Below are 20,791 nucleotides of genomic sequence, written 5' to 3'. Positions count from 1 at the left end.
GGCATCGGTTTCCCCGGACGTCCGGGGAAACCGGGGGCTGGCAGGCAATGCATTGCCCGCCAGCCCTGAGTTCTGCCCGCCAGCCCTGTCCGCTCCGTCCCTGTGTACGACGGACGCGGCTGTCCCAGCCGAGTGACAGCATGACCCCGTGACCGAGACCGACGGGGAGGACCAGCTCGCGCTGCTCCCACCACCCGCTCGGGTCCGGGCGGTCGCTCGCAAGGCCACGCCGCCCAAGGCGAAGAAGCCCGTCGAGCCGGCCGAGGTCGACCCGGTGGCGCGGGTGCTGGTCGACGTCCCTCTCGCGCACCTCGACCGGCCCTTCGACTACACCGTCCCGGCGACGATGGCCGACGACGCCCAGCCGGGCGTGCGCGTGAAGGTGCGTTTCGCGGGCCAGGACGTCGACGGGTTCGTCATCGAGCGGGCGGCCACCACCGAGCACACGGGGCGGCTGCAGCCGCTGCGGCGCGTGGTCAGTCCAGAGCCGGTACTGACCCCCGACGTGGCTGCCCTGACCGCTGCCGTCGCCGGGAGGTACGCCGGCACCCGCTCCGACGTGCTGCGCCTGGCCGTCCCGCCCCGGCACGCCACTGTCGAGAAGCAGCCGAGCCAGCCGGCTCCGCCGATCGAGGCGAGCGTCGACCTCGACCTGGTCAAGCACTACCCGGGCGGCGTGGAGGTCCTCGACGGGCTGGCCGACGGTGCGCCCCGCGCCGTCTGGACCGTGGTGCCGGGCGACGACTGGGCCGCCATCCTGGCCGAGAGCGTCGTGGCCACGGCGCTCGCCGGGCGGGGGGCGCTGGTCTGCGTCCCGGACCACCGTGACCTCGACCGGCTCGACGCTGCCCTGACGGCCCGTCTCGGAGAGGGCCGACACGTCGTGCTCCAGGCCGACGCCGGCCCGGCCAAGCGCTACCGCGCCTTCCTGGCCATCTCCCGGGGTGCGGTCCGGGTCGTGATCGGCACCCGTGCGGCTGCCTTCGCCCCCGTGCGCGACCTCGGGCTGGTCGCGATCTGGGACGACGGCGACGACCTGCACGACGAGCCACGGGCGCCGTACCCGCACGCCCGCGAGGTGCTGCTCATGCGCGCCCAGGAGACCGGCTGCGCGGCCGTGCTGGCGGCGCACGCACGCAGCGTCGAGGCGGAATACCTCCTCCGCACGGGCTGGGCCACCGAGGTCGTCGCCCCGCGCGAGCTGGTCCGCGAGCGCATCTCGGTCGGCCTCACCGGCGACTCCGAGCGCGACCTGGCCCGCGACGCCGCCGCCCGCTCGGCGCGGCTGCCGAGCGAGGCCCACCAGCTGCTGCGCGACGCGGTCCAGCACGGACCCGTGCTGGTGCAGGCCCCGCGCGTCGGCTACGCCACCCGGCTGGCCTGCGACCACTGCCGTACGCCGGCCCTGTGCTCGGTCTGCCACGGACCACTGCGCCTGCGCGGTCCCTCGCGCCCGCCCGAGTGTGCGTGGTGTGCGACCCAGGCGCCGGGCTGGACCTGTCCCGAGTGCGGTGGACGTGGCCTGCGGGCTCCGGTCCTCGGCGATGCCCGCACCGCCGAGGAGATCGGCCGCGCCCTCCCGGGGGTGCTGGTGCGCCAGTCGTCATCGGGTGAGCGGGTGATCGCCGAGGTCGACGACCAGCCCGCCATCGTGGTGGCCACCGCCGGCGCCGAGCCGGTGGCCCGCGGGGGCTACGCCGCCGTGCTGCTGCTCGACACCTGGCTGCTCCTGGGCCGGGCCGACCTGCGGGCGACCGAGGAAGCCCTGCGTCGCTGGTCCAACGCGGCTGCCCTCGTCCGCTCACCCGCGGCGGGAGGGGCCGTGCTCGCCGTGGGGGAGTCGGCCCACCCCGGCCTGCAGGCGCTGATCCGCTGGGACCCCGCCGGACTGGCCCGCCGCGAGATCGACGAACGGGTCTCCGCCCACCTCCCTCCCGCATCCCGGGTCGCCACGGTCACGGGCGAGCCGGACGACCTCGAGGGCGCTCTGCCGACTCTCGAGCTGCCGGCCGGCGCCGAGGTGCTCGGGCCGGTCGCGGTCGAGACGCGGGACGCGCGCGACGAGGAGCAGGTCCGCTACGTCGTCCGCGTCCCCCGCGCGTCCGGGCCGGCCCTGTCCGCCGCGCTCCAGCAGCTGCAGGCGCAGCGCTCGGCGCGCAAGCTGCCCCATCTCCGCGTCGAGGTCGACCCGGCCGAGCTGGGGTAGTCAGCGGACGGCGTACGTCGTCAGCACGATCCCCGACCGGAACGAGCGGGCGTCGAGCAGCCGCAGTCGGTCGAGCTGGAACCCGTCGGGGAACAGCCGCCGCCCGCGTCCCTGCACCACCGGATAGGTCCACAGCCGCACCTCGTCCACCACGCCGCCCTCGAGCAGCGCGTGGCACAGGGTGATGCTGCCCGTCACGTCGATCTCGTGGCCGTCCATGGCCTTGAGTCGCCGCGCCTCCTCGACCGGGTCGCCGGTGAGGATCGTCGAGTTCTGCCAGCCCGGGTCGGTCAGGGTGGTGGAGACGACGTACTTCTGCAGCCGGTTGAGCTCCTCGGTGATGCCGGTGGTGTCGTCGGTCTGCTGGGGCCAGTAGCCCCGGAAGTCCTCGAACGTACGCCGCCCCAGCAGCATCGCGTCGCAGCGCGCAGCCGCGCGCTGGTTCTCCTCCTGTACGTCGGCCATGTCGGTCCGGCCCTGGTCCTGCGGGTGGAACCAGTCGGTGATCATCTCCACGCACCCGTCGAGGGTGACGTTCTGGGTGATGCTCAGCGTGCGCACGGGGACCAGCCTCCTAGACTGACGGGCGTTCGTCACCAGGAGGTGTACCCCTTGTCCACCAGGCCCATCCGGCTGTTCGGCGACCCGGTGCTGCGCACGGCCGCGGAGCCGGTCGTCGACTTCGACCAGGAGCTCCGCACGCTCGTGCAGGACCTCACCGACACGATGCTCGAGGCCCCGGGGTCGGGTCTCGCGGCGCCCCAGATCGGTGTCGGGCTGCGGGTGTTCACCTGGCACGTCGACGGCGAGCTCGGACACCTCGTCAACCCCCAGCTGACCCTCTCCGAGGAGATCCAGGACGGTCCCGAGGGCTGCCTGTCCATCCCGGGGTTCAGCATCGACTGCAAACGGGCCCTGTCCGTGGTCGCCCACGGTTTCGACATGTACGGCGAGCCGCTGCTCGTCGAGGGCTCGGAGATGCTGGCCCGTGCGATCCAGCACGAGACCGACCACCTCGACGGCATCATCTTCGTCGACCGGCTGGACCGCGAGGCCCGCAAGGAAGCGATGAAGTTCATCCGCGAGGCCGAGTGGTTCGGTGACCCCACGCCGCAGGTGAAGTTCTCCCCGCACGCGACGAACGGTCTCGGCATCTAGTGAAGGTCGTCTTCGCGGGCACCCCCGAGGTCGCCCTGCCGGCCCTCGACGCGGTCGCCGACAGCAAGCACGAGCTGGTCGGCGTGGTCACTCGTCCGGATGCGCCGGCTGGTCGTGGTCGCAAGCTGGCCGCCTCGCCGGTCGCCGTGCGCGCCGAGGAGCTCGGCGTACCCGTGCTCAAGCCCGACCACCCTCGCGACCCCGACTTCCAGGAGGCGCTGCGGGCGTTGGACCCGGCCTGCTGCCCGGTGGTGGCGTACGGCGCGCTGCTGCCGCAGTCGGCCCTCGACATCCCCGAGCACGGCTGGGTCAACCTGCACTTCTCGGTGCTGCCCGCCTGGCGCGGTGCCGCTCCGGTGCAGCACGCGATCTGGGCCGGCGACGAGGTGACCGGCGCCACCACGTTCCGCATCGTCAAGGAGCTCGACGCCGGGCCGACCTTCGGACTGATGACCCAGACCGTGCGCCCGGGCGACACGGCCGGAGACCTGCTCGCACGCCTCGCGGAGGGAGGCGCAGGTCTGCTCGTGCAGACCCTGGACGGGATCGAGGACGGCACGCTCGAGGCCCGCGAGCAGCCGGGTGAGGGCGTCAGCCTGGCCCCCAAGATCACCGTCGAGGACGCGCTCGTCGACTGGACCGAACCGGCCGTCGCCGTCGACCGGCGCATCCGAGCCTGCACTCCTGCACCGGGCGCGTGGTCGACGTCGGCCGGTGAGCGGATCAAGCTCGGACCGGTGCGGCTCGTCGACCGGGAGCGCCTCGACCCGGGGGTGCTCGGGGTGACCAAGAACGCCGTGTTCGTCGGCACCGCCACCGGGCCGGTCGAGCTCGGCCGCGTCAAGCCCCACGGCCGCAAGGAGATGGATGCTGCCGACTGGGCTCGTGGCGTGCAGTTCCCCGACGGGGCCATGCTGGGCTCATGACCAGGGATTCGACGAGGCCGGCCCGCCCCGAGGACGTCGAGGAGATCTGCAGCGGCCTGCCCGAGACCTGGTTCGGCACCTCCTGGGGCGACGTACCGACGTGGCTGGTTCCCCTGCGTCTGTCTGATGGCCGGGGGGTCAAGGGCGACAAGGGCCGCGGCTTCGTGCTCTACCGCAAGCCGCACAAGACCGCCGTCAACCCCGACACCGGTGAGCCGTACGACGACCTGCTGGTGATCCGCACCTCCAACGCCGACGACAAGCAGGCGCTCGTCGACGGGGACGGGCCGTTCTTCACCATTGACCACTTCAAGGGCTACAACGCCGTACTCGTCCAGCAGGCCAGGCTCGGCGAGATCACCCGCGGCGAGCTGGCCGAGGTGATCACCGACGCCTGGGTCGCGACGGCACCGAAGAAGCTGGTCAAAGAGTTCCTCGCGTGAGCCCGAGGATCAGCAAGGTCGATGCTCCCCGGCTGGCGGCCTACGACGTGCTCCGGGCTGTTCGCGAGGACGACGCCTACGCCAACCTGGTGCTGCCCCAGCTCCTGCGCGAGCGACGGATCGAGGGCCGTGACGCCGCCTTCGTGACCGAGCTGGTCGGTGGGACGCTCCGCGGCCAGGGGTCGTACGACGCCGTCATCGACCATCTCGCCGGACGGAAGCCCGACCCCGCCGTCCGCGATGCGCTCCGTCTCGGCGCCCACCAGGTGCTCGCCATGCGCGTTCCCGACCACGCCGCTGTGGCGAGCACCGTCGAGCTGGTCCGCGAACGGATCGGCCACAAGCCGGCCGGCTTCACCAACGCGCTGATGCGCCGGATCGCCGAGCGCGACCTCGCCTCGTGGATGGACCTGCTCGACGCCTCGCAGGCGGTGCGGTTCTCGCACCCGCCGTGGATCGTGGTCGAGCTGGCCCGCGCCCTGGGCCGCCCCGACGAGCTCGAGGCGCTGCTGGCGGCCGACAACGAGCGACCGCGGGTGACCCTGGTGGCGCGACCGGGGCTGTCGACCGTCGAGGAGCTGACCGGCGCGCCGACCTTGTCGCCACTGGGCGTGAGCCTCGAGTCCGGCGACCCGGGAGCGATCCCGGCGGTCCGGGACGGGCGTGCCGGCGTGCAGGACGCCGGCTCCCAGCTGGTCGCGCTGGCCCTGACCCGGGCAGCTCTCGAGGGCCGCGACGAGCGGTGGCTCGACCTGTGTGCCGGCCCCGGCGGCAAGGCGGCGCTGCTGGCCGCCCTGGCGCGTCAGCACGGTGCCCGGCTGCTGGCCAACGAGCGCCAGCCGCACCGCGCACTGCTGGTCGCCCAGGCGCTGCGCGCCACCGGTGGCGAGGTCGTGGTGGGTGACGGCACCCGGCCCCCGTGGTCGGACGGGTCGTTCGACCGGGTGCTGGTCGACGCGCCGTGCTCGGGACTGGGAGCGCTCCGTCGGCGTCCGGAGAGTCGCTGGCGACGTCGTCCCGATGACCTCGACGACCTCGTCCCGCTGCAACGCGCGCTGCTCGAGAGCGCCATCGACTCGGTGCGACCCGGGGGAGTGGTGCTCTACGCGACCTGCTCGCCCGTCGTCGCCGAGACGGCCGGGGTGGTGCAGGACGTGCTGGCCGGCCGGGCCGACGTACGTCTGGAGGACGGCGGTCCACTCGTGCCCGAGGCCGACGACGCCGCCTCGGCACACCTCCCCGGGGCGGTGCAGCTGTGGCCGCACCGGCACGGCACCGACGCGATGTTCCTGGCACTCCTCCGCAAGCACTGAGCAAGGTCTCTAGGCTTGGCCCACCATGGCCATTCAGATCACGCCGAGCATCCTCAACGCCGACCTGTCGCGCCTCGCCGACGAGGTCGCACGCATCCCGAGCGCCGACTGGGTGCACGTGGACGTGATGGACAACCACTTCGTGCCGAACCTCACCATCGGGCTGCCGGTCGTCGAGAGCCTCGCCCAGGCGACCGACCTGCCGATCGACACCCACCTGATGATCGAGGACCCCGACCGCTGGGCACCGGCGTACGCCGAGGCCGGTGCCGGATCGGTGACCTTCCACGCCGAGGCGGCGAAGGCGCCGGTCCGGCTGGCCCGCGAGCTGCGCGCCAAGGGAGCGCGAGCCTCGATGGCGCTCAAGCCCGCCACGTCGGTCGAACCGTACGCCGACATGCTCGGCGAGCTCGACATGCTGCTGATCATGACCGTGGAGCCCGGCTTCGGCGGGCAGAAGTTCCTCGACGCGTGCCTGCCCAAGATCCGGCGGGCGCGGGAGCTGGTCTCCGAGGCCGGTCTCGAGCTGTGGCTCCAGGTCGACGGCGGCGTCTCGCTGGAGACGATCGGGCGCTGCGCCGAGGCCGGCGCCGACGTGTTCGTCGCCGGGTCGGCCGTCTACTCGGCCGAGGACCCTGACGCCGTGGTCGAGGAGCTGCGCAAGCTCGCCACGTAGCCCCGGGACGAAACGGTCGTTGTGGGTGCAGTGCCGCCCAGTGGGGGTGGCCGGGCAAGGAGATCCCGAGTGCGTGCTCGCATCCTCACCTCACTGGCCGCTGGTGCAGCTGCCGTCATCGCCGTGGGGCTCGCCCTGCCGACCCCGGCGACCGCCTCACCTGACCTGGCCGCGGTCTCGCCGTACCTCGGCAAGCAGCTGACCTCGCTCTCCGGGAAGACCGTGGTGCTCGTGCACGGTGCGACCCTGGCTGACGCCAACCGGGCGGTTTCAGCTGTCGGCCTGACCAAGGTGGTCACCTTCAAGAAGATCGGCGTTGTCGGCGCCCGCGGCACCAAGGCCCAGATCCAGTCGGTGCGCAGCCAGCCGGGAGTCACCTACGTCGAGGCCGGCGCACAACCGATCCGCTTCTTCGCCGAGACCTCCAACAAGGCCACCCGCGGCCTCGAGGCGACCCAGACGCTGACCGGTGCCGACGGCAGCGCGCTGACCGGCAAGGGAGTCTCGGTCGGCGTCATCGACTCCGGTGTCGACCCGACGCACCCGTACTTCAAGGAGGCCGACGGCAGCAGTGCCGTCGTGGCCAGCTACAAGACGCTCTGCGACCCGACCGAGACCCAGTGCACCGTGCAGAAGGTGCCGAACTCGATCGACACCGACACCCTCTCGCTCGGAGGCCACGGCACCCACGTGAACGGCATCGTCGCCGGTCGCCCGACGGCCGTCGGCGGCGTGGTCCAGCAGGGTGCCGCTCCGGGCGCCAAGCTGGTCGACCTCTCGACCGGTGCCGGCCTGGTCATCATCGGCGCCGACGCGGCCCTGAACTGGGTGCTCGAGAACCACGACGCTCCCTGTGGCGCCGGCGTGCCCGCCAGCACCTGCCCGCCGATCAAGGTCACCAACAACTCCTACGGCCCGACGGGCGGTGGAGCGTTCGACCCCAACTCGGCGACCGCCAAGATCCAGGAGGCCCTCGCGGCCGAGGGTGTCGTGACGGTGTGGGCCAACGGCAACGACGGTGGCGACGGCTCGACCGACCTGTCGAACCCGCCCGGCAAGGACCCGACGGGCGGCATCATCTCGGTGGCGTCGTACTACGACCAGGACAACGGCACCCGCGACGGGACCGTCTCCGACTACTCCTCGCGCGGCAAGGCGGGCGACCAGTCGACCTACCCCGACATCTCGGCCCCGGGAGAGAACATCACCTCGTCCTGCCGTCTCTACCTGCCGATCTGCTCGACCGGGCTGGACCCGCAGAACGGCCCCGGCCCGACGGACATCGGCACCTTCAACACGATCAGCGGCACGTCGATGGCCGCCCCGGACATCGCTGGCATCGTCGCCCAGCTGTTCCAGGCCAACCCGTCGGCGACTCCGGCCCAGGTCGAGAACGCGCTGAAGTCGACGGCGTACAAGTTCAGCAACGGTGCGCCGTACGAAGCGGGTCCGCTCGGCACCACCAGCTTCGACAAGGGCTACGGCCTCGTCGACGTGGTGGCGGCCGTGGCGGCCATCCGCTGACGCCAGTCTCGCGGAGGGACCGCGAAGAAACCGGAGGCTCGGTGCCGTCGGCCAGGTGTGGTCAGACGGCACCGAGCTTCTCGGGATTGCGGATACCGTGCAGCGCGGTGATCCGGTCGTCCTCGACGGTGACGAAGATGACGCCGTCGAGACCGTCCGCCGTGGTGGCCACGATGGCGAGCTCGCCGTTGACCGAGCGCAGCTCGAAGTCGATCGTCTCGCTCTCCGGCTTCTCCAGCACTCCCGCGAACCAGCGGAGCACCCGGTCAGCGCCGTGGATCGGTCGCAACGCCGCCTGCTTGATCCCGCCGCCGTCGGTGACCAGCACGACGTCGGGGGAGAGGATCTCGAGCAACGCGGTGAGGTCACCGCCCTTGGCGGCCGCCATGAACCTCTCGGTGATCTCGCGGTGCCGGCGCTCGTCGACGACGTGGCGCGGCTGCCGCGCCTCGACGTGCGAACGGGCCCGGTGCACCAGCTGGCGGACGGCCGCCGGACTCCGGTCCAACGCGTCGGCCACCTCGGGTGCGGACATGCCGAAGACCTCGGTCAGTACGAACGCCGCCCGCTCGAGCGGGCTGAGCGACTCCAGCACGATCAGCATCGCCATCGACACCTCGTCGGCCAGCTGGGCCGCGGCCTCGCCGTTGGCCGAAGGGTCGGTGGCCACCGGCTCCGGCAGCCACGGGCCGACGTAGGACTCCTTGCGCCTGGCCAGCTGGCGCAGGCGGTTCAGCGCCAGTCGCGTGGTCACGGTCAGCAGGAAGGCACGCGGCTCGTCGATGGTGTCGTGCTCGACACCCGACCACCGGATCCACGCCTCCTGGACGACGTCCTCCGCGTCGGAGCGGCTGCCGAGGATCCGGTACGCCGCCCCGATCAGTGTCGAACGGTGCTGCTCGAAGGTCTCCGTCGCGTTCATCAGTTCCTCGACAGGTCGCACTGGCTCTTGAAACCCTGACTGCTCAGGCCGAGTGCGATGTTGGTCCGGGAGAAGAGGTTCTCCGCCCCGATCATCGCAGTCAGCTCCACCAGCTGGGCGTCGTCCATCTCCTCGCGCAGGGCCGCCACCATCTCGTCGGTGACCGTCGGGGGAGTGGCGGTCATCGCCTCGGCGTACTCCAGCACCTGGCGCTCCACCGGTGTGTAGACCGTGCTCTCACGCCACGTGGTGATCTGCTCGAGCTTCTCGATCGGCATCCCGTGGGTCCGGGAGAGGTAGTAGCCGTAGTCCATGCACCAGCTGCACCCGATGTGGCTGGCGACCGCGAGGGTGGCCAGCTCCTTGAGCCCGGTGTCGAGCCGCGACCACTTCTGCGCCTTCATGCCGAAGCGCGCGATCGCCGTCAGCACCTTGGGCTGGTGCAGCAGCGCCTTGGTGGGCTCGGCCTCGAGCCCGAACTCGTGCCGCGAGTAGGCGTTCATCAGCTTGGCCAGCAGGCTGCCGGGGTGCTCCAGCGGCACGCGGGCGGTGCTCGTGGTTGCTGAGTCGTTCCTCTGGGTGATGGTCATGCCGTCCTCCTCGACTGGGTCTGTACAGGGGAGACACGACACGCCGGCAGGGTGTGACATCGCTTCGTGAGGATGCCGTGGGCCGTCTCGAGTCGCATGGGCTCGACCGGAGCGCAGATGGCCGTGCGCAGTCCGTCGACCAGCGCGAGCAGCTCATCGAGCTCGTTGCGCACCAGCTGGTAGTCGGTTGCCCGCGCGAGCAGAGCGCGCTCGTCTGCGCGGCTCTCGGCGATCCAGCGGCTCAGGAAGTCCTCGACTCGCCAGAGCTCGAGCCAGGCCAGCCAGGCGCGGGTGTCGAGGACTTCTTCGGGTTCGCGCGGCAGGAAGGCCAGCATCCCGTGAATCGCGCTCTCGACGCGAAGGGATGCCGTGCGGGCCTTGGTCGTGCGCCCTGCGGCCACCCGCAACAGGTGCTCGCGACTGCCCATCTGCTCGTAGATCGACGACGGGCCGACGCCGCTGACCTTGGCGATGTTGCGAATCGTCAGGCCGGCCGGACCGGACTCGATCAGGATGTCGTTGACCGCCTGCACGAGGATGCCCGTGCGATTCTCGGTGTCGATCAAGATGGGCATGGAGACAGGCCATCACTCCGGACTGACACGAAACCCGGATCGTCGGGATCGATCCACAGGCTCCATGAAATCGCCCCAGGGCACCCGCGCGGGTTGACGGATCGTTCCGTCAAAGCGCTCCTTTGCCGGAACGTTCCGTCAACCCGGAAGACCGGTGTCCCGCCCCAGGTGAGGCGCCTCACACCTCCTTGCTCGTCCCGGTGTGGCAGGCTTGGTACGACGAGCAGAGATGCTCGCGTGCTCTGGGGGCGGTGAAACTCCGCACCGGCGGTGACTGGGTGGATGCACCATCGATCCACGCAGAAGTCCGCGACCCGGCCGCACTCCGTCCACCAGATGGGGAGCGTCCGGTTGACCAGGTGGAACTCCTGGACCGACGGTCAAAGTCCGGATGAGAAGAAGCACGCAGGAGTCGCGCGGCCGGCGTACCCGGTCGATGCGTCCTCGCCCCGGAGTCCGTGAGCGGACCGACCGGAGAGGCGAGATCGAGATGGAGTTCAGCGCCAGCGAGCAGCGAGCGATGCGTCGCGCGCTCGACCTGGCGCGCACGCCCGGTGTCCCGCTGGGCCCGAACCCCCGGGTGGGGTGCGTGCTGTTGGACGCTGACGGGGCCGAGATCGCGGAGGGGTACCACCGCGGGGCGGGGACCCCGCACGCCGAGGCTGCCGCGCTGGGCGAGGCGGGGGCCGATGCTCGAGGTGCGACGGCGGTCGTCACGCTCGAGCCCTGCAACCACACCGGACGCACCGGCCCGTGTGCCCAGGCCATGGTCGAGGCCGGCGTCGCGCGGGTCGTGTTCGCGCAGCCAGACCCCAACCCGATCGCGGCTGGTGGCGAGTCGACCCTGCGGGCCGCCGGGGTCGAGGTCGCGTTCGGCCTGATGGAGCGCGAGGCGCGGGCGCTCAACCGGGCGTGGACCTTCGGCATGGAGCACCACCGGCCCTTCGTCACCTGGAAGTTCGCCGCCACGCTCGACGGTCGCAGCGCCGCTGCCGACGGGAGCAGCCGCTGGGTCACCTCCCACCCCGCGCGGGTCGACGCCCACCGGCTGCGGGCCCAGTGCGACGTGATGCTGGTCGGCACGGGAACGGTCGAGGTCGACGACCCCGAGCTCACCGTGCGCGACGAGTACGACGAACCGCTGGCCCACCAGCCGCTGCGAGCCGTGATGGGCCTGCGCGAGCTGGACCCCGACCGGCGCATCTTCAACGACCGCGCACCGACGATCCGCCTGGAGACCCACGACCCGCGGGAAGCGCTCGACCGGCTGCACCAGCTCGACCGCCAGCACGTCTTCCTCGAGGGAGGTCCCGAGCTGGCGGCCGCGTTCGTGCGGGCCGGGCTGGTTGACGAGGTGGTGGCGTACGTCGCCCCGGCGCTCCTCGGTGCCGGCACCAGCGCCGTGGGCGATTTCGGAATCAGCACGATCGCCGACACGTTGCGCCTCCGGATCACCGACGTGACCACGGTCGGCACCGCCGCGGAGGCGAACGTCCGACTGACCATGACCCCCAAGGAGAACCACTGATGTTCACGGGCATCATCGAGGAGCTCGGCACCGTCGAGTCACTGGAGGACCAGGGCGACGCCATTCGGTTGACCGTCCGTGGTCCGCTGGTCACGGGCGACGCCGGACTGGGCGACTCCATCTCGGTCAACGGCTGCTGCCTGACCGTCGCGACGCGTGACGAGGGCACCTTCACCGCCGACGTCATGCACGAGACCCTCGCCAAGACGAGCCTGGGAGCCCTCGAGCCGGGCACGCAGGTCAACCTCGAGCGCGCGGTCACGCCGACCACCCGTCTCGGCGGCCACATCGTGCAGGGGCACGTCGACGGCACCGGCACGGTCGTGCGGCGTACGCCGAGCGAGCACTGGGAGCTGGTCGAGATCGCGCTGCCGGCCGAGCTCGAGCGCTACCTGGTCGCAAAGGGGTCGATCACGGTGGACGGCATCTCCCTGACCGTGGTGGACGTCATGCCGGAGAGCTTCACCGTCAGCCTCATCCCCGAGACCCTGGCCCGCACCACCCTGGGCTTCAAGCAACCCGGCGACGTCGTCAACCTCGAGGTGGACGTGATCGCGAAGTACGTCGAGAAGATGGTGAGACCCGCATGACCGAACCCACTGTGCAGGGCACGATCCGGCTGGATCGCGTCGAGGAGGCGGTCGCCGACATCGCCGCCGGCAAGGCCGTGGTCGTGGTCGACGACGAGGACCGTGAGAACGAGGGCGACATCATCTTCGCGGCCTCGAAGGCGACGCCCGAGCTGATGGCCTTCACCATCCGCCACAGCAGCGGGGTGATCTGCGTGCCGATGCCGGCCGACATGCTCGACCGGTTGGAGATCCCGCTGATGACGCCGCACAACAAGGACAAGCTGCGGACGGCGTACACCATCTCGGTCGACGCCCGCGACGGCGTCACCACCGGCATCTCGGCCGCCGACCGGGCTCACACTGCACGCGTGCTGGCCGACTCGGCGAGCGAGCCGTGGGACGTCACGCGACCCGGTCACGTCTTCCCGTTGCGCTACCGCGAAGGCGGCGTGCTCGTACGACGGGGCCACACCGAGGCGGCCGTCGACCTCGCCCGGATGGCCGGACTCACCCCGGCCGGCGTGCTCGTCGAGGTCGTCAACGACGACGGCACCATGAAGCGCGGCCAGCAGCTGCGCGACTTCGCCGACGAGCACGGCCTGAAGATGATCTCGATCGAGCAGATGGTGCACTACCGCCGCCGCACCGAGTCCCACGTCGTCCGTGTCGCCGAGACGGTGCTGCCGACCAGCCACGGCGACTTCACCGCGTTCGGCTACCGCATCACCGTCGACGGCAGCGAGCACGTCGCGCTGGTGTACGGCGGAGCAGATGCCATCGCCGACGGTCAGCCGGTCCTCACCCGCGTGCACAGCGAGTGCCTCACCGGTGACGTGTTCGGCTCGGAGCGCTGCGACTGCGGACCACAGCTCAACGAGGCGATGGACCTGATCGTCAGCGAGGGCAGGGGAGTCGTCATCTACCTGCGTGGCCACGAGGGCCGCGGCATCGGCCTGCTCGCCAAGCTGCAGGCCTACCAGCTCCAGGACGGTGGTCGCGACACGGTCGACGCCAACCTCGACCTCGGACTGCCGGCCGACGCCCGGCACTACGGGGCCGCGACCCAGATCCTCCGCGACCTCGGGGTGGCGTCGGTCCGCCTGCTGACCAACAACCCCGACAAGACCGAGAGCCTGGAGTCGTACGGCGTCCCGGTGACCGAGCGCGTGCCGCTGACCCCACGCCCCAACGGGCACAACCTGCAGTACCTGCTGACCAAGCGCGACCGGATGGGCCACCAGCTCGACGGCCTCGACCTCGATCCGCAAGGAGCGAACTCATGAGCGGCGAAGGAATCCCCACCGACAAGCCCGTCGACCTCAGCGGCCTCAGGGTCGCCGTCGTCGCCGCCAGCTGGCACGAGCAGGTGATGGACGGTCTGCTCGCCGGGGCGCACGAGGCGCTCACGGCGTACCAGGTCACCGAGCCCTACGTCGTGCGCGTTCCCGGCTCCTTCGAGCTGCCGCTGGTCGTCCAGGCCTGCGCCCGGGCGGAGTACGACGCCGTCGTCGCGCTCGGCGTCGTCATCCGGGGCGGCACCCCGCACTTCGACTACGTCTGCACCGCGGCCACCGACGGGCTCAACCAGGTGGCGCTGCAGACCGGAGTGCCGGTCGGCTTCGGTCTGCTCACCTGCGACACCGAGGAGCAGGCGCTCGACCGGGCCGGGCTCGAGGGAAGCAGCGAGAGCAAGGGCTACGAAGCCACCGCCGCCGCCCTCCGCACCGCTCAGACCTTGCGCCAGATCGGCGCCGACAACGACATCCGCTGAGCCGTTGCCCGCGACGCCGGCGCTGCGCCAGGACTCACTCGGTGCCTGGCTGCTGAAGGCCAGCCCCGCGGGTGGCGCTCTCGACGAGCACGTCGAGACCGGCTTCGCGAACGTGACGACCCGGTGCGTGCGTCCGTCGTACCGCACCTCCCTGGTCCGGGCCGGCCAGCCGGTGCTGCTGTGGGTGAGTGGTCGCGACCCGAGGCTGCCGGCGGGCCTGCACGCCGTCGGCGAGACCACGGGTCCGGTCGACGAGAGCCCCGAGGGACCGGTCCTGCCGGTGCGTCTGGCGGCGCTGGTGCCGCCCGTCCCGCGCGCGGCGCTGGCGGCAGACCCGGTGCTGAGCGGCATCGAGGTCCTGCGGATGCCGGCCGGGAGCAACCCGTCGTACCTCGACGTGGCCCAGTACGCCGCCCTGTGCGCCGCCTTCCCACAGGTCGACCGCCCTGACGAGCGGAGCCTCGGCAACGCCTAGGCTGATCCCCGTGAAGACGTTCGAGGAGCTCTGGGCCGAGCTGAGCGAGAAGGCCGAGTCGCGCCCGGAGGGCTCCGGGACGGTCAAGGCACTCGAGGCCGGTGTCCACCAGATCGGCAAGAAGCTGGTCGAGGAGGCCGCCGAGTCCTGGATGGCGGCCGAGTTCGAGGGTCATGCGAGGGCGGCCGAGGAGATCAGCCAGCTGCTGTACCACGCGCAGGTGCTGATGCTCGCCGCCGGAGTCTCGCTCGACGACGTCTACGCCCACCTCTAGGACCTTCCATGACCGATCAGCTCCTCCGGATCGCGATCCCCAACAAGGGCTCGCTGTCCGCCTCCGCCTCCGAGATCCTGCGCGAGGCCGGCTACCGCCAGCGCAGCGACTCCAAGGAGCTCAGCCTCCTCGACCACGACAACGGCGTGGAGTTCTTCTACCTGCGTCCCCGGGACATCGCGCTCTACGTCGGCGAGGGCACCCTCGATGTCGGCATCACCGGGCGCGACCTGTTGCTCGACTCCGGTGCCAAGGCCGAAGAGGCCCTCCAGCTCGGCTTCGGACGCTCGAGGTTCCGGTTCGCCGCCCGACCCGGTGCGTTGACCTCGCTCGACGACCTCGCGGGCAAGCGGATCGCCACGTCGTACGTCGGAGTGGTGCGCCGTCATCTCGAGGAGCGCGGCATCGAGGCGGAGGTGATCCGCCTCGACGGCGCCGTCGAGAGCAGCATCCAGCTCGGGGTCGCCGACGTCATCGCCGACGTGGTGGAGACCGGCAGCACCATGAAGGCCGCCGGGCTCGAGATCGCCGGCGACGTCATCCTCGAGTCCGAGGCGGTGCTGATCACCCGCGCCGGTGCTCCCGACCCCGAGGGCTTCGAGGTCTTCAAGCGGCGGCTCGACGGAGTCCTCGTGGCGCGCACCTACGTGATGATGGACTACGACATGCCCCAGGAGCGGGTCGAGGAAGCCGTCGCGCTGACTCCGGGGCTCGAGGGTCCGACGATGTCGCCGCTGCATCGCGAGGGCTGGGTCGCCGTACGCGCCATGGTCCCGCGTGATGGCGCCCAGAAGCTGATGGACGACCTCTACGAGATCGGTGCGCGGGCCATCTTGCTGACCGACATCCATGCCTGCCGGCTCTGACCCCGGGTCGGGCCGTGTGGAGGCGCCGTCGCTGCCGCACACCTGGCGACCCTTCGGAGTGCGCATCGCGGTCGGAGTGCTCGGTGGTCTGCTGATCGCGATCGTCGTGGTCGTCTGGTTCGCCTTCGACGACGCGACCCGTGCCCAGTTCACCGTGCTCGAGCGCATCACCCTGGTGCTGATCGGGCTGCTGCTGTTCGCGGCGTATTACGCCCTGATGCGGTGCCGGGTGAGTGCGACGACGGCGGGACTGACGGTGGTCAACGGCTACCGCAAACGGACCTACGAGTGGTCGCAGGTCATCCAGGCCTCGCTGCGTCGTGGGGCGCCCTGGGGCACCCTCGACCTCTCCGACGGGACCACCGTGTCGGTCATGGGCATCCAGGGCTCCGACGGCGCCCGCGCCCGTCGCGCGATCAGGGAGATCCGCGCGGCCATCGCCGCCAACACCCCCGATTAACTCGGAAAACCCGGTGCTCCGGGCCGCATCGGCCGCCTACGATCCCGGCGTGCCCCTGCCCCGCTTCCGACCCGCGACCCGCGACGACGCGGAGGCGATCAACGCGCTGATGGCGGCCGCCGAGGTGGTCGACCGGACCGGTGAGCACTACAGCGTCGCGGACGTGCTCGAGGAACTGGACAACCCGATGATCGACCTGTCCCACGACTGGGTCGTGGTGGAGGCCGACGGACGGCTCGTGGCCCATGCCCAGCTCACGCCCCGGGCGCCGTACGACGGGTCGCTCAAGGTCGAGATCGGCGGGACCGTCCATCCCGACCACCGCGGCCACGGCCTCGGGTCGCAGCTGGTGCCGGCCATGATCGACCGGGCCCACGACTACGTCCGCGAGCGCGGCGCGGATCTCCAGCCGGTGATCGCCGCGACCGCTCCGGCCGACAACACCGACCTGGCCGACATCTTCGAGCGCCACGGGATGCACCCGCACCGGTGGAACTTCCAGATGGTCTGCGACCTGTCGCGGGTCGAGGGGAGCAGCGACGGACTGCCCGACGGCTACCACGTGTCCACCTGGGACGGCGTCGACCAGGACGAGATGCGCCTCGCCCACAACGAGGCCTTCGCGGACCATCCCGGGTTCGTGCCCTGGAGCCAGGAGCTGTGGGCGCAGTGGGTCGGGGAGACGCGCAACTCCCGGCCCGCACTCAGCCTGGTCGCCCGCGACCACGACGGTCGGGTGGCGGCGTACGTCCAGACCAGCGAGTTCGACGCCTTCTTCGAGGCGACCGGCGTCCGTGAGGCCTACGTGAACAAGGTCGGCACCCTGCCCGATCACCGCCGTCGGGGGCTCGCGGGAGCGCTCCTGCACGTCGCCGTCCGGAGCTACCGCGACGCGGGCTACGGCCGTGCGTCGCTCGACGTCGACTCGGAGAATCCGACCGGCGCCCTGGGGCTCTACGAGTCGATCGGCTTCGTGGCCGAACAGCGCTGGACCAGCTACCTCATGCGCGACTGACCGGCCGGGAGCTCGAGCACCGCTCCGGCGGTCGCGTCGGCGGGGTACTCGACCCGGTAGCCGTGCTTCTTGCGCAGGTCGGCTGCTGCCCAGCGCTCGGTGCGGGCGTTGCGGTAGTTGAACCACAGCGTCGCGCCGTGCGGCGCCGCCAGCACCGTGCGCGCCACTGCCGCGTCGTCGGGGTGGTGGAAGGTGTCACCGTTGCTGGAGAAGACGTAGTGCTGCGCCGGTGCGGCCGCCAACATCCTCGCCAGCACGTTGCCGCGGCTGCCGTGGTGCGGCAGCTTGAACGCGTCGATGTCGAGGCGCTCGACCCCACGTGACGCCGCGACTGCTCCGAGGCCGTCCGCGAGGACGTCGCCGAACCCGTCGCCGGCCAGCACCACGCTGGCGCCGCGATGCTCGACGAGCAGCCCGATGCTGCTGCCGTTGGGCACCGAGTCGTCCTTCGGAGTGTGCTGAGCTGCCAGCTTCTCCAGGTCGCCCAGCTTCCTGGGGCGGTCGGGGCCGCCGATCTCGCGGGTCCCGTCGCGCGCCTTCTTCAGCACGGTGGCCCACGTCCTGGCGAGCGTGCCCAGCCGCGTGGCGTCCGGCGATAGCACCGTGATGTGTGGTCCGTCGTCCGGGACCGAGACCTCGACGAGGCGGTCGGAGGTGGTGGCGATCCGCTGCCCGCCGTACGCCTCGTTCCAGGGGAGTACGGCGCCACCGGTCGTGCCGGTCAGCACCGCTCCCAGGTCCTCACCCTGCTCGATGCTCCGCACGCCCTCGAGGTGCTGGCGGCCGTTGAACCAGAAGTCGCGCACCTGGTCGTGGGCGAAGTCGCTGCGCACGAAGGCGAGGAAACCGCCGATGTGGTCGCTGTCGACGTGCGTGACGACGGCGACGTCGATCTGCCGTGCCCCCTCCGGCAACCTCGCCAGCCTGGCCTCGAGCACGGGCCAGGTGTCGGACGGTCCACCGTCGACCAGCATCCGCCACGGCACGGCTCCGGGGCGCAGGCACTCCACGAGCAGGCAGTCGCCGAGACGCGCCGGCAGGGCCTCGATGCGGATGGCCGTCGCCACCGGCCCATGGTCTCAGTAGGGCCGGGTGCCGTCCACGTGGACATCGGCGCGCTCGCGGGTGCCCTCGCGCGCGAACAGGAGCTGCTCGTCAGCGGCCCACTGCTCCCAGTACGGGGCGAACGCGTCGCCGTCGCGCTCGATGCCCCGGCGCATGCGCAGGTCGTGCGGCGCCTCCACCCACACCAGCACCGTCTGCAGCGGAGCGAACCGCGAGGCCCCGCTGCCGACGCCCTCGAGCACCAGCAGCGGCACCGGCTCCACCGGCACCGTCTCGGCGAACTCGCCGGCCACCCAGTCGTAGCGGCGGTAGCTGCCGGCTCGCCCCTCGCCCAGGGGAGTCAGCAGCCCGTCGAGCTGCTCGTCGACGCGGGGGAGTCCTGACCAGCCCGGGTACATGTCGTCCATGTGCAGGAGGCGCGACGCGCCGTCGAAACTCTGGGCGACCGCCTCGGCCAGCGTGGTCTTCCCGGACCCGGCCGGGCCGTCGATGCAGACCAGCCGACCTGTGCCGAGCGTGGCGGGACGCGCGGCCAGCAGCTCCAGCACGGTGGCGGGAGCGTTCACCAGGCCAGCCCGAGACCGCGGTACGACGGCACGGTCTCGACGACGTCCTCCCCGGCGAGGAGGTGCACGAGGTTGGTGTGCTCGGCCAGCTCGCCGGACTTGGCGTGCCGGAACCACACCCAGTCGCCGATCTGGAGCAGGTGCGCGCCCGAGCCGGTGAGCGGCGTCTGCACCTCGCCCGCTCCCTCGAGCCCGGTCAGGTGCAGGTCGGGTGGCGCCCAGGGCAGGGGAGCGCGGTCCTTGCCGGTGGGACCGCTCGCGACGAAGCCGCCGCCGGCCACCGTGACGACGCCCTCGGAGGGACGACGTACGACCGGGACGCCGAAGAAGGCGGCCGGGCGCGGCCGGAAGCTGAGGTAGTGGTCGAACAGCCCCGGGACGAGCAGTCCCGATCCGGCCGCGACCTCGGTGACCACCGGGTCGGCCACCGTCGACTCGACGCTGCCGGACCCACCGGCGTTCCAGAACTCCAGGGCGGTCAGGTCGGCGAGCCGGGCCACGATCTGGGCCCGTCGCTCCTCGAGCTGCGCGATCGAGGCCGACTTGAGCTTGCGGACGACCAGGGACTTCGCCCGCTGATGGGGTACGTCGTCCGGCACCCCGGCGACCTGGCCCTCGTAGGTCATCACCCCGACGAGCGAGAAGCCGCGGTCGACGATGTCGCGGGCCAGGTCGACCACCTCGGCGGCGTCGTACAACGGGGAGCGCTTGGGTCCGACGTGGGACCGGCCCATCTTCAGGCCGGCGTCGATGTCGATGGCGACCCGCGGCTTCACCCCGTCGGGAGCGGCGGCCTCGATCAGGGACAGGTGGGCCGGGTCGTCCACCATCAAGGTGACGCGCCCGCGTGCCTCCTCGTCGCCGAGGAGGTCGGCCAACCCTCCCCGGTCGACCGTCGGGTAGCCCATCACCGCGTCGTCGGTGACCCCGTTGCGTACCAGCCAGATCGCCTCGCGCAACGAGTAGGCGAGGACACCCGCGAAGCCCGGCTTCGCCAGCACGCGCTCGACCAGCGCCGGGATGCGCAGCGACTTCGAGGCCACCCGGATCGGCTTGCCCGCAGCGCGTCGGACCAGGTCAGCGGCGTTGGCGTCGAAGGCGTCCAGGTCGACGACCATCATCGGCGTCGCGGGGTCCTTCAGTCCGGCGACGGCTGAGTTGAGTCGTCGCGCGAGCTGGTAGCGCGCGGCATCGCTGCCGTGAGGCTCGTCGGTGCCCACCGGTCAGATTCCGTGCTTCTTCAAGATGGCCTCGATGTCGTCGAGGTTGTCGAGGTCGTCCGGGTCACGCTTCTTCGGCTGCTTCTTCGCGGTCACCGGGGCCGCTCCCTTCGCCTGCAGACGTTCGGCCTTGCGGGTGGCCCGCTCCGCGGCCTTGCCGCGTACGCCGATGCCACGCACCCTCAGCTGTCCGGAGATCACGAACAGGGCAGCCGAGCCTCCGGCGACGATGATCCCGATCCAGACGGCTGGTGAGAACACGAGGCGGGTGGCCCAGTCGCCGACGTCGTTGATGACGTTCACGGCCAGCTTGAGGGTGCCGGTCAGCCAGGCGGCGACCGGCACCAGTGTCCACGCCAAGCCACGCAGCCCGGCGGCCAGGCCACGTCGGCGCCAGGCCACCCAGCTCAGGGCACCACCGATGATCGTCAGAGTCAGGGCGAGCGCCGCCCAGGTGGTGCTGTCGATGGTCACCTCGAGGGGCATGCGCCCAGCCTAGATGCGCAAGTCCAAGGGGGAGCACGCTGCGCCCCACTCATCACGCACGCTGGACTGCGTTGTCGTCAGTCGCCGTGGCTCCGCCACGGCTCCCTCCTCCGCCTTGCCAGCGCACGCCCTGAGCGGCGCTCGCTTGCACACCCCCTTG

At 71.4% G+C, this 20,791-nt stretch carries 24 protein-coding genes and 1 riboswitch; of the genes, 16 read left to right on the top strand and 8 right to left on the bottom strand.

The window, feature by feature from the left end; translation table 11 throughout:
- The first annotated feature begins 148 nt into the window (after positions 1 to 148).
- Positions 149 to 2,206: a primosomal protein N' gene (locus H976_RS0114865; RefSeq protein WP_155918283.1), complete on the top strand. Its 2,058-nt coding sequence runs from the start codon at positions 149 to 151 to the stop codon at positions 2,204 to 2,206.
- Here the strand turns inward: H976_RS0114865 and H976_RS0114860 are convergent, their stop codons facing one another.
- Positions 2,207 to 2,767, bottom strand: coding sequence for a dihydrofolate reductase family protein (locus H976_RS0114860; RefSeq protein ID WP_027862191.1), 561 nt, complete (start codon positions 2,765 to 2,767; stop codon positions 2,207 to 2,209).
- A 51-nt stretch (positions 2,768 to 2,818) separates the two neighbouring features.
- Between H976_RS0114860 and def the strand changes: the two genes are divergently transcribed.
- From def to H976_RS0114830, 6 genes are all read left to right on the top strand, one after another.
- Positions 2,819 to 3,364 (top strand): peptide deformylase, encoded by a 546-nt coding sequence (gene def, locus H976_RS0114855; RefSeq protein ID WP_027862190.1) that lies wholly within the window; start codon positions 2,819 to 2,821, stop codon positions 3,362 to 3,364.
- On the top strand, positions 3,364 to 4,290 hold the full coding sequence (gene fmt / locus H976_RS0114850) for a methionyl-tRNA formyltransferase (RefSeq protein WP_027862189.1): 927 nt from the start codon (positions 3,364 to 3,366) through the stop codon (positions 4,288 to 4,290). The genes def and fmt overlap by 1 nt, the downstream gene beginning before the upstream one ends.
- Positions 4,287 to 4,733: a hypothetical protein gene (locus tag H976_RS0114845; protein WP_027862188.1), complete on the top strand. Its 447-nt coding sequence runs from the start codon at positions 4,287 to 4,289 to the stop codon at positions 4,731 to 4,733. Before fmt ends, H976_RS0114845 begins: the two co-directional genes overlap by 4 nt.
- The gene (locus tag H976_RS26500) at positions 4,730 to 6,046 is read left to right on the top strand and encodes an RsmB/NOP family class I SAM-dependent RNA methyltransferase (protein WP_051276863.1); all 1,317 of its coding nucleotides are present in this window, start codon (positions 4,730 to 4,732) and stop codon (positions 6,044 to 6,046) included. Before H976_RS0114845 ends, H976_RS26500 begins: the two co-directional genes overlap by 4 nt.
- A gap of 25 nt (positions 6,047 to 6,071) precedes the next feature.
- Positions 6,072 to 6,722, top strand: coding sequence for a ribulose-phosphate 3-epimerase (rpe, locus tag H976_RS0114835; protein ID WP_027862187.1), 651 nt, complete (start codon positions 6,072 to 6,074; stop codon positions 6,720 to 6,722).
- 69 nt (positions 6,723 to 6,791) lie between these two features.
- Positions 6,792 to 8,246, top strand: a complete 1,455-nt coding sequence (locus H976_RS0114830) for a S8 family serine peptidase (RefSeq protein ID WP_027862186.1) — start codon at positions 6,792 to 6,794, stop codon at positions 8,244 to 8,246.
- 61 nt (positions 8,247 to 8,307) lie between these two features.
- On the opposite strand, the gene H976_RS0114825 is transcribed toward H976_RS0114830, so the two are convergent.
- Genes H976_RS0114825 through H976_RS0114815 form a run of 3 tightly spaced genes read right to left on the bottom strand, consistent with a single transcriptional unit; the run spans position 8,308 to position 10,333 of the window.
- Complete coding sequence (locus H976_RS0114825) at positions 8,308 to 9,168, bottom strand: RNA polymerase sigma-70 factor (RefSeq protein ID WP_027862185.1); 861 nt, start codon at positions 9,166 to 9,168, stop codon at positions 8,308 to 8,310.
- On the bottom strand, positions 9,168 to 9,758 hold the full coding sequence (locus tag H976_RS0114820) for a carboxymuconolactone decarboxylase family protein (RefSeq protein ID WP_051276862.1): 591 nt from the start codon (positions 9,756 to 9,758) through the stop codon (positions 9,168 to 9,170). The genes H976_RS0114825 and H976_RS0114820 overlap by 1 nt, the downstream gene beginning before the upstream one ends.
- Complete coding sequence (locus tag H976_RS0114815; RefSeq protein ID WP_027862183.1) at positions 9,755 to 10,333, bottom strand: TetR/AcrR family transcriptional regulator; 579 nt, start codon at positions 10,331 to 10,333, stop codon at positions 9,755 to 9,757. The genes H976_RS0114820 and H976_RS0114815 overlap by 4 nt, the downstream gene beginning before the upstream one ends.
- 233 nt (positions 10,334 to 10,566) lie before the next feature.
- Positions 10,567 to 10,742, top strand: a riboswitch (FMN riboswitch).
- An 81-nt stretch (positions 10,743 to 10,823) separates the two neighbouring features.
- Here H976_RS0114815 and ribD point away from each other — a divergent pair.
- Genes ribD through H976_RS0114770 form a run of 9 tightly spaced genes read left to right on the top strand, consistent with a single transcriptional unit; the run spans position 10,824 to position 17,294 of the window.
- Positions 10,824 to 11,861 (top strand): bifunctional diaminohydroxyphosphoribosylaminopyrimidine deaminase/5-amino-6-(5-phosphoribosylamino)uracil reductase RibD, encoded by a 1,038-nt coding sequence (gene ribD, locus H976_RS0114810; protein WP_027862182.1) that lies wholly within the window; start codon positions 10,824 to 10,826, stop codon positions 11,859 to 11,861.
- Positions 11,861 to 12,451, top strand: a complete 591-nt coding sequence (locus H976_RS0114805; RefSeq protein WP_027862181.1) for a riboflavin synthase — start codon at positions 11,861 to 11,863, stop codon at positions 12,449 to 12,451. The genes ribD and H976_RS0114805 overlap by 1 nt, the downstream gene beginning before the upstream one ends.
- Positions 12,448 to 13,716, top strand: coding sequence for a bifunctional 3,4-dihydroxy-2-butanone-4-phosphate synthase/GTP cyclohydrolase II (locus H976_RS0114800; RefSeq protein ID WP_027862180.1), 1,269 nt, complete (start codon positions 12,448 to 12,450; stop codon positions 13,714 to 13,716). The genes H976_RS0114805 and H976_RS0114800 overlap by 4 nt, the downstream gene beginning before the upstream one ends.
- Positions 13,713 to 14,204, top strand: coding sequence for a 6,7-dimethyl-8-ribityllumazine synthase (gene ribH / locus H976_RS0114795; protein WP_027862179.1), 492 nt, complete (start codon positions 13,713 to 13,715; stop codon positions 14,202 to 14,204). Before H976_RS0114800 ends, ribH begins: the two co-directional genes overlap by 4 nt.
- 4 nt (positions 14,205 to 14,208) lie before the next feature.
- Entirely contained in the window at positions 14,209 to 14,679 is a 471-nt protein-coding gene (locus tag H976_RS30060; RefSeq protein ID WP_155918281.1) for a hypothetical protein, read from the top strand.
- Between the two features lie 10 nt (positions 14,680 to 14,689).
- A complete protein-coding gene (locus H976_RS0114785) occupies positions 14,690 to 14,953 on the top strand; it encodes a phosphoribosyl-ATP diphosphatase (protein ID WP_027862177.1) in 264 nt (87 codons plus the stop codon).
- Between the two features lie 8 nt (positions 14,954 to 14,961).
- Positions 14,962 to 15,819, top strand: a complete 858-nt coding sequence (hisG, locus tag H976_RS0114780) for an ATP phosphoribosyltransferase (RefSeq protein WP_027862176.1) — start codon at positions 14,962 to 14,964, stop codon at positions 15,817 to 15,819.
- Entirely contained in the window at positions 15,803 to 16,279 is a 477-nt protein-coding gene (locus H976_RS0114775; RefSeq protein WP_027862175.1) for a PH domain-containing protein, read from the top strand. The genes hisG and H976_RS0114775 overlap by 17 nt, the downstream gene beginning before the upstream one ends.
- Before the next feature lie 49 nt (positions 16,280 to 16,328).
- Positions 16,329 to 17,294: a GNAT family N-acetyltransferase gene (locus H976_RS0114770; RefSeq protein WP_155918279.1), complete on the top strand. Its 966-nt coding sequence runs from the start codon at positions 16,329 to 16,331 to the stop codon at positions 17,292 to 17,294.
- Here H976_RS0114770 and H976_RS0114765 read toward each other — a convergent pair.
- From H976_RS0114765 to H976_RS0114750, 4 genes are read right to left on the bottom strand one after another with little or no spacing between them, the layout of a single operon-like run.
- Positions 17,276 to 18,361 carry an MBL fold metallo-hydrolase gene (locus H976_RS0114765; protein WP_027862173.1) on the bottom strand — a complete coding sequence of 362 codons (1,086 nt, stop codon included), beginning with the start codon at positions 18,359 to 18,361 and terminating at the stop codon, positions 17,276 to 17,278. The genes H976_RS0114770 and H976_RS0114765 overlap by 19 nt on opposite strands.
- Positions 18,362 to 18,373: 12 nt before the next feature.
- Positions 18,374 to 18,925 carry a 4-amino-4-deoxy-L-arabinose transferase gene (locus H976_RS0114760; protein WP_231388944.1) on the bottom strand — a complete coding sequence of 184 codons (552 nt, stop codon included), beginning with the start codon at positions 18,923 to 18,925 and terminating at the stop codon, positions 18,374 to 18,376.
- The gene (locus tag H976_RS0114755; RefSeq protein ID WP_027862171.1) at positions 18,922 to 20,145 is read right to left on the bottom strand and encodes an amino acid deaminase/aldolase; all 1,224 of its coding nucleotides are present in this window, start codon (positions 20,143 to 20,145) and stop codon (positions 18,922 to 18,924) included. Before H976_RS0114755 ends, H976_RS0114760 begins: the two co-directional genes overlap by 4 nt.
- Positions 20,146 to 20,148: 3 nt before the next feature.
- Positions 20,149 to 20,631, bottom strand: a complete 483-nt coding sequence (locus H976_RS0114750; RefSeq protein ID WP_051276861.1) for a hypothetical protein — start codon at positions 20,629 to 20,631, stop codon at positions 20,149 to 20,151.
- Positions 20,632 to 20,791 lie beyond the last annotated feature (160 nt).

It is taken from the genome of Marmoricola sp. URHB0036 (assembly GCF_000426045.1).
Taxonomy (GTDB): domain Bacteria; phylum Actinomycetota; class Actinomycetes; order Propionibacteriales; family Nocardioidaceae; genus Marmoricola.
The sequence above is the reverse complement of the archived record's forward strand: the minus strand, read 5'-3'. Positions and strand labels throughout refer to the sequence as shown.

Bases quoted from the DNA above. Each gene is read 5' to 3' on its own strand.
- H976_RS0114805 (WP_027862181.1), top strand. From the start codon at position 11,861: ATGTTCACGGGCATCATCGAGGAGCTCGGCACCGTCGAGTCACTGGAG.
- ribD (WP_027862182.1), top strand. From the start codon at position 10,824: ATGGAGTTCAGCGCCAGCGAGCAGCGAGCGATGCGTCGCGCGCTCGAC.
- H976_RS0114750 (WP_051276861.1), bottom strand. From the start codon at position 20,631: ATGCCCCTCGAGGTGACCATCGACAGCACCACCTGGGCGGCGCTCGCC.
- H976_RS0114775 (WP_027862175.1), top strand. From the start codon at position 15,803: ATGCCTGCCGGCTCTGACCCCGGGTCGGGCCGTGTGGAGGCGCCGTCG.
- hisG (WP_027862176.1), top strand. From the start codon at position 14,962: ATGACCGATCAGCTCCTCCGGATCGCGATCCCCAACAAGGGCTCGCTG.
- H976_RS0114845 (WP_027862188.1), top strand. From the start codon at position 4,287: ATGACCAGGGATTCGACGAGGCCGGCCCGCCCCGAGGACGTCGAGGAG.
- H976_RS0114815 (WP_027862183.1), bottom strand. From the start codon at position 10,333: ATGCCCATCTTGATCGACACCGAGAATCGCACGGGCATCCTCGTGCAG.
- rpe (WP_027862187.1), top strand. From the start codon at position 6,072: ATGGCCATTCAGATCACGCCGAGCATCCTCAACGCCGACCTGTCGCGC.
- H976_RS0114820 (WP_051276862.1), bottom strand. From the start codon at position 9,758: ATGACCATCACCCAGAGGAACGACTCAGCAACCACGAGCACCGCCCGC.
- H976_RS0114800 (WP_027862180.1), top strand. From the start codon at position 12,448: ATGACCGAACCCACTGTGCAGGGCACGATCCGGCTGGATCGCGTCGAG.
- ribH (WP_027862179.1), top strand. From the start codon at position 13,713: ATGAGCGGCGAAGGAATCCCCACCGACAAGCCCGTCGACCTCAGCGGC.
- H976_RS0114825 (WP_027862185.1), bottom strand. From the start codon at position 9,168: ATGAACGCGACGGAGACCTTCGAGCAGCACCGTTCGACACTGATCGGG.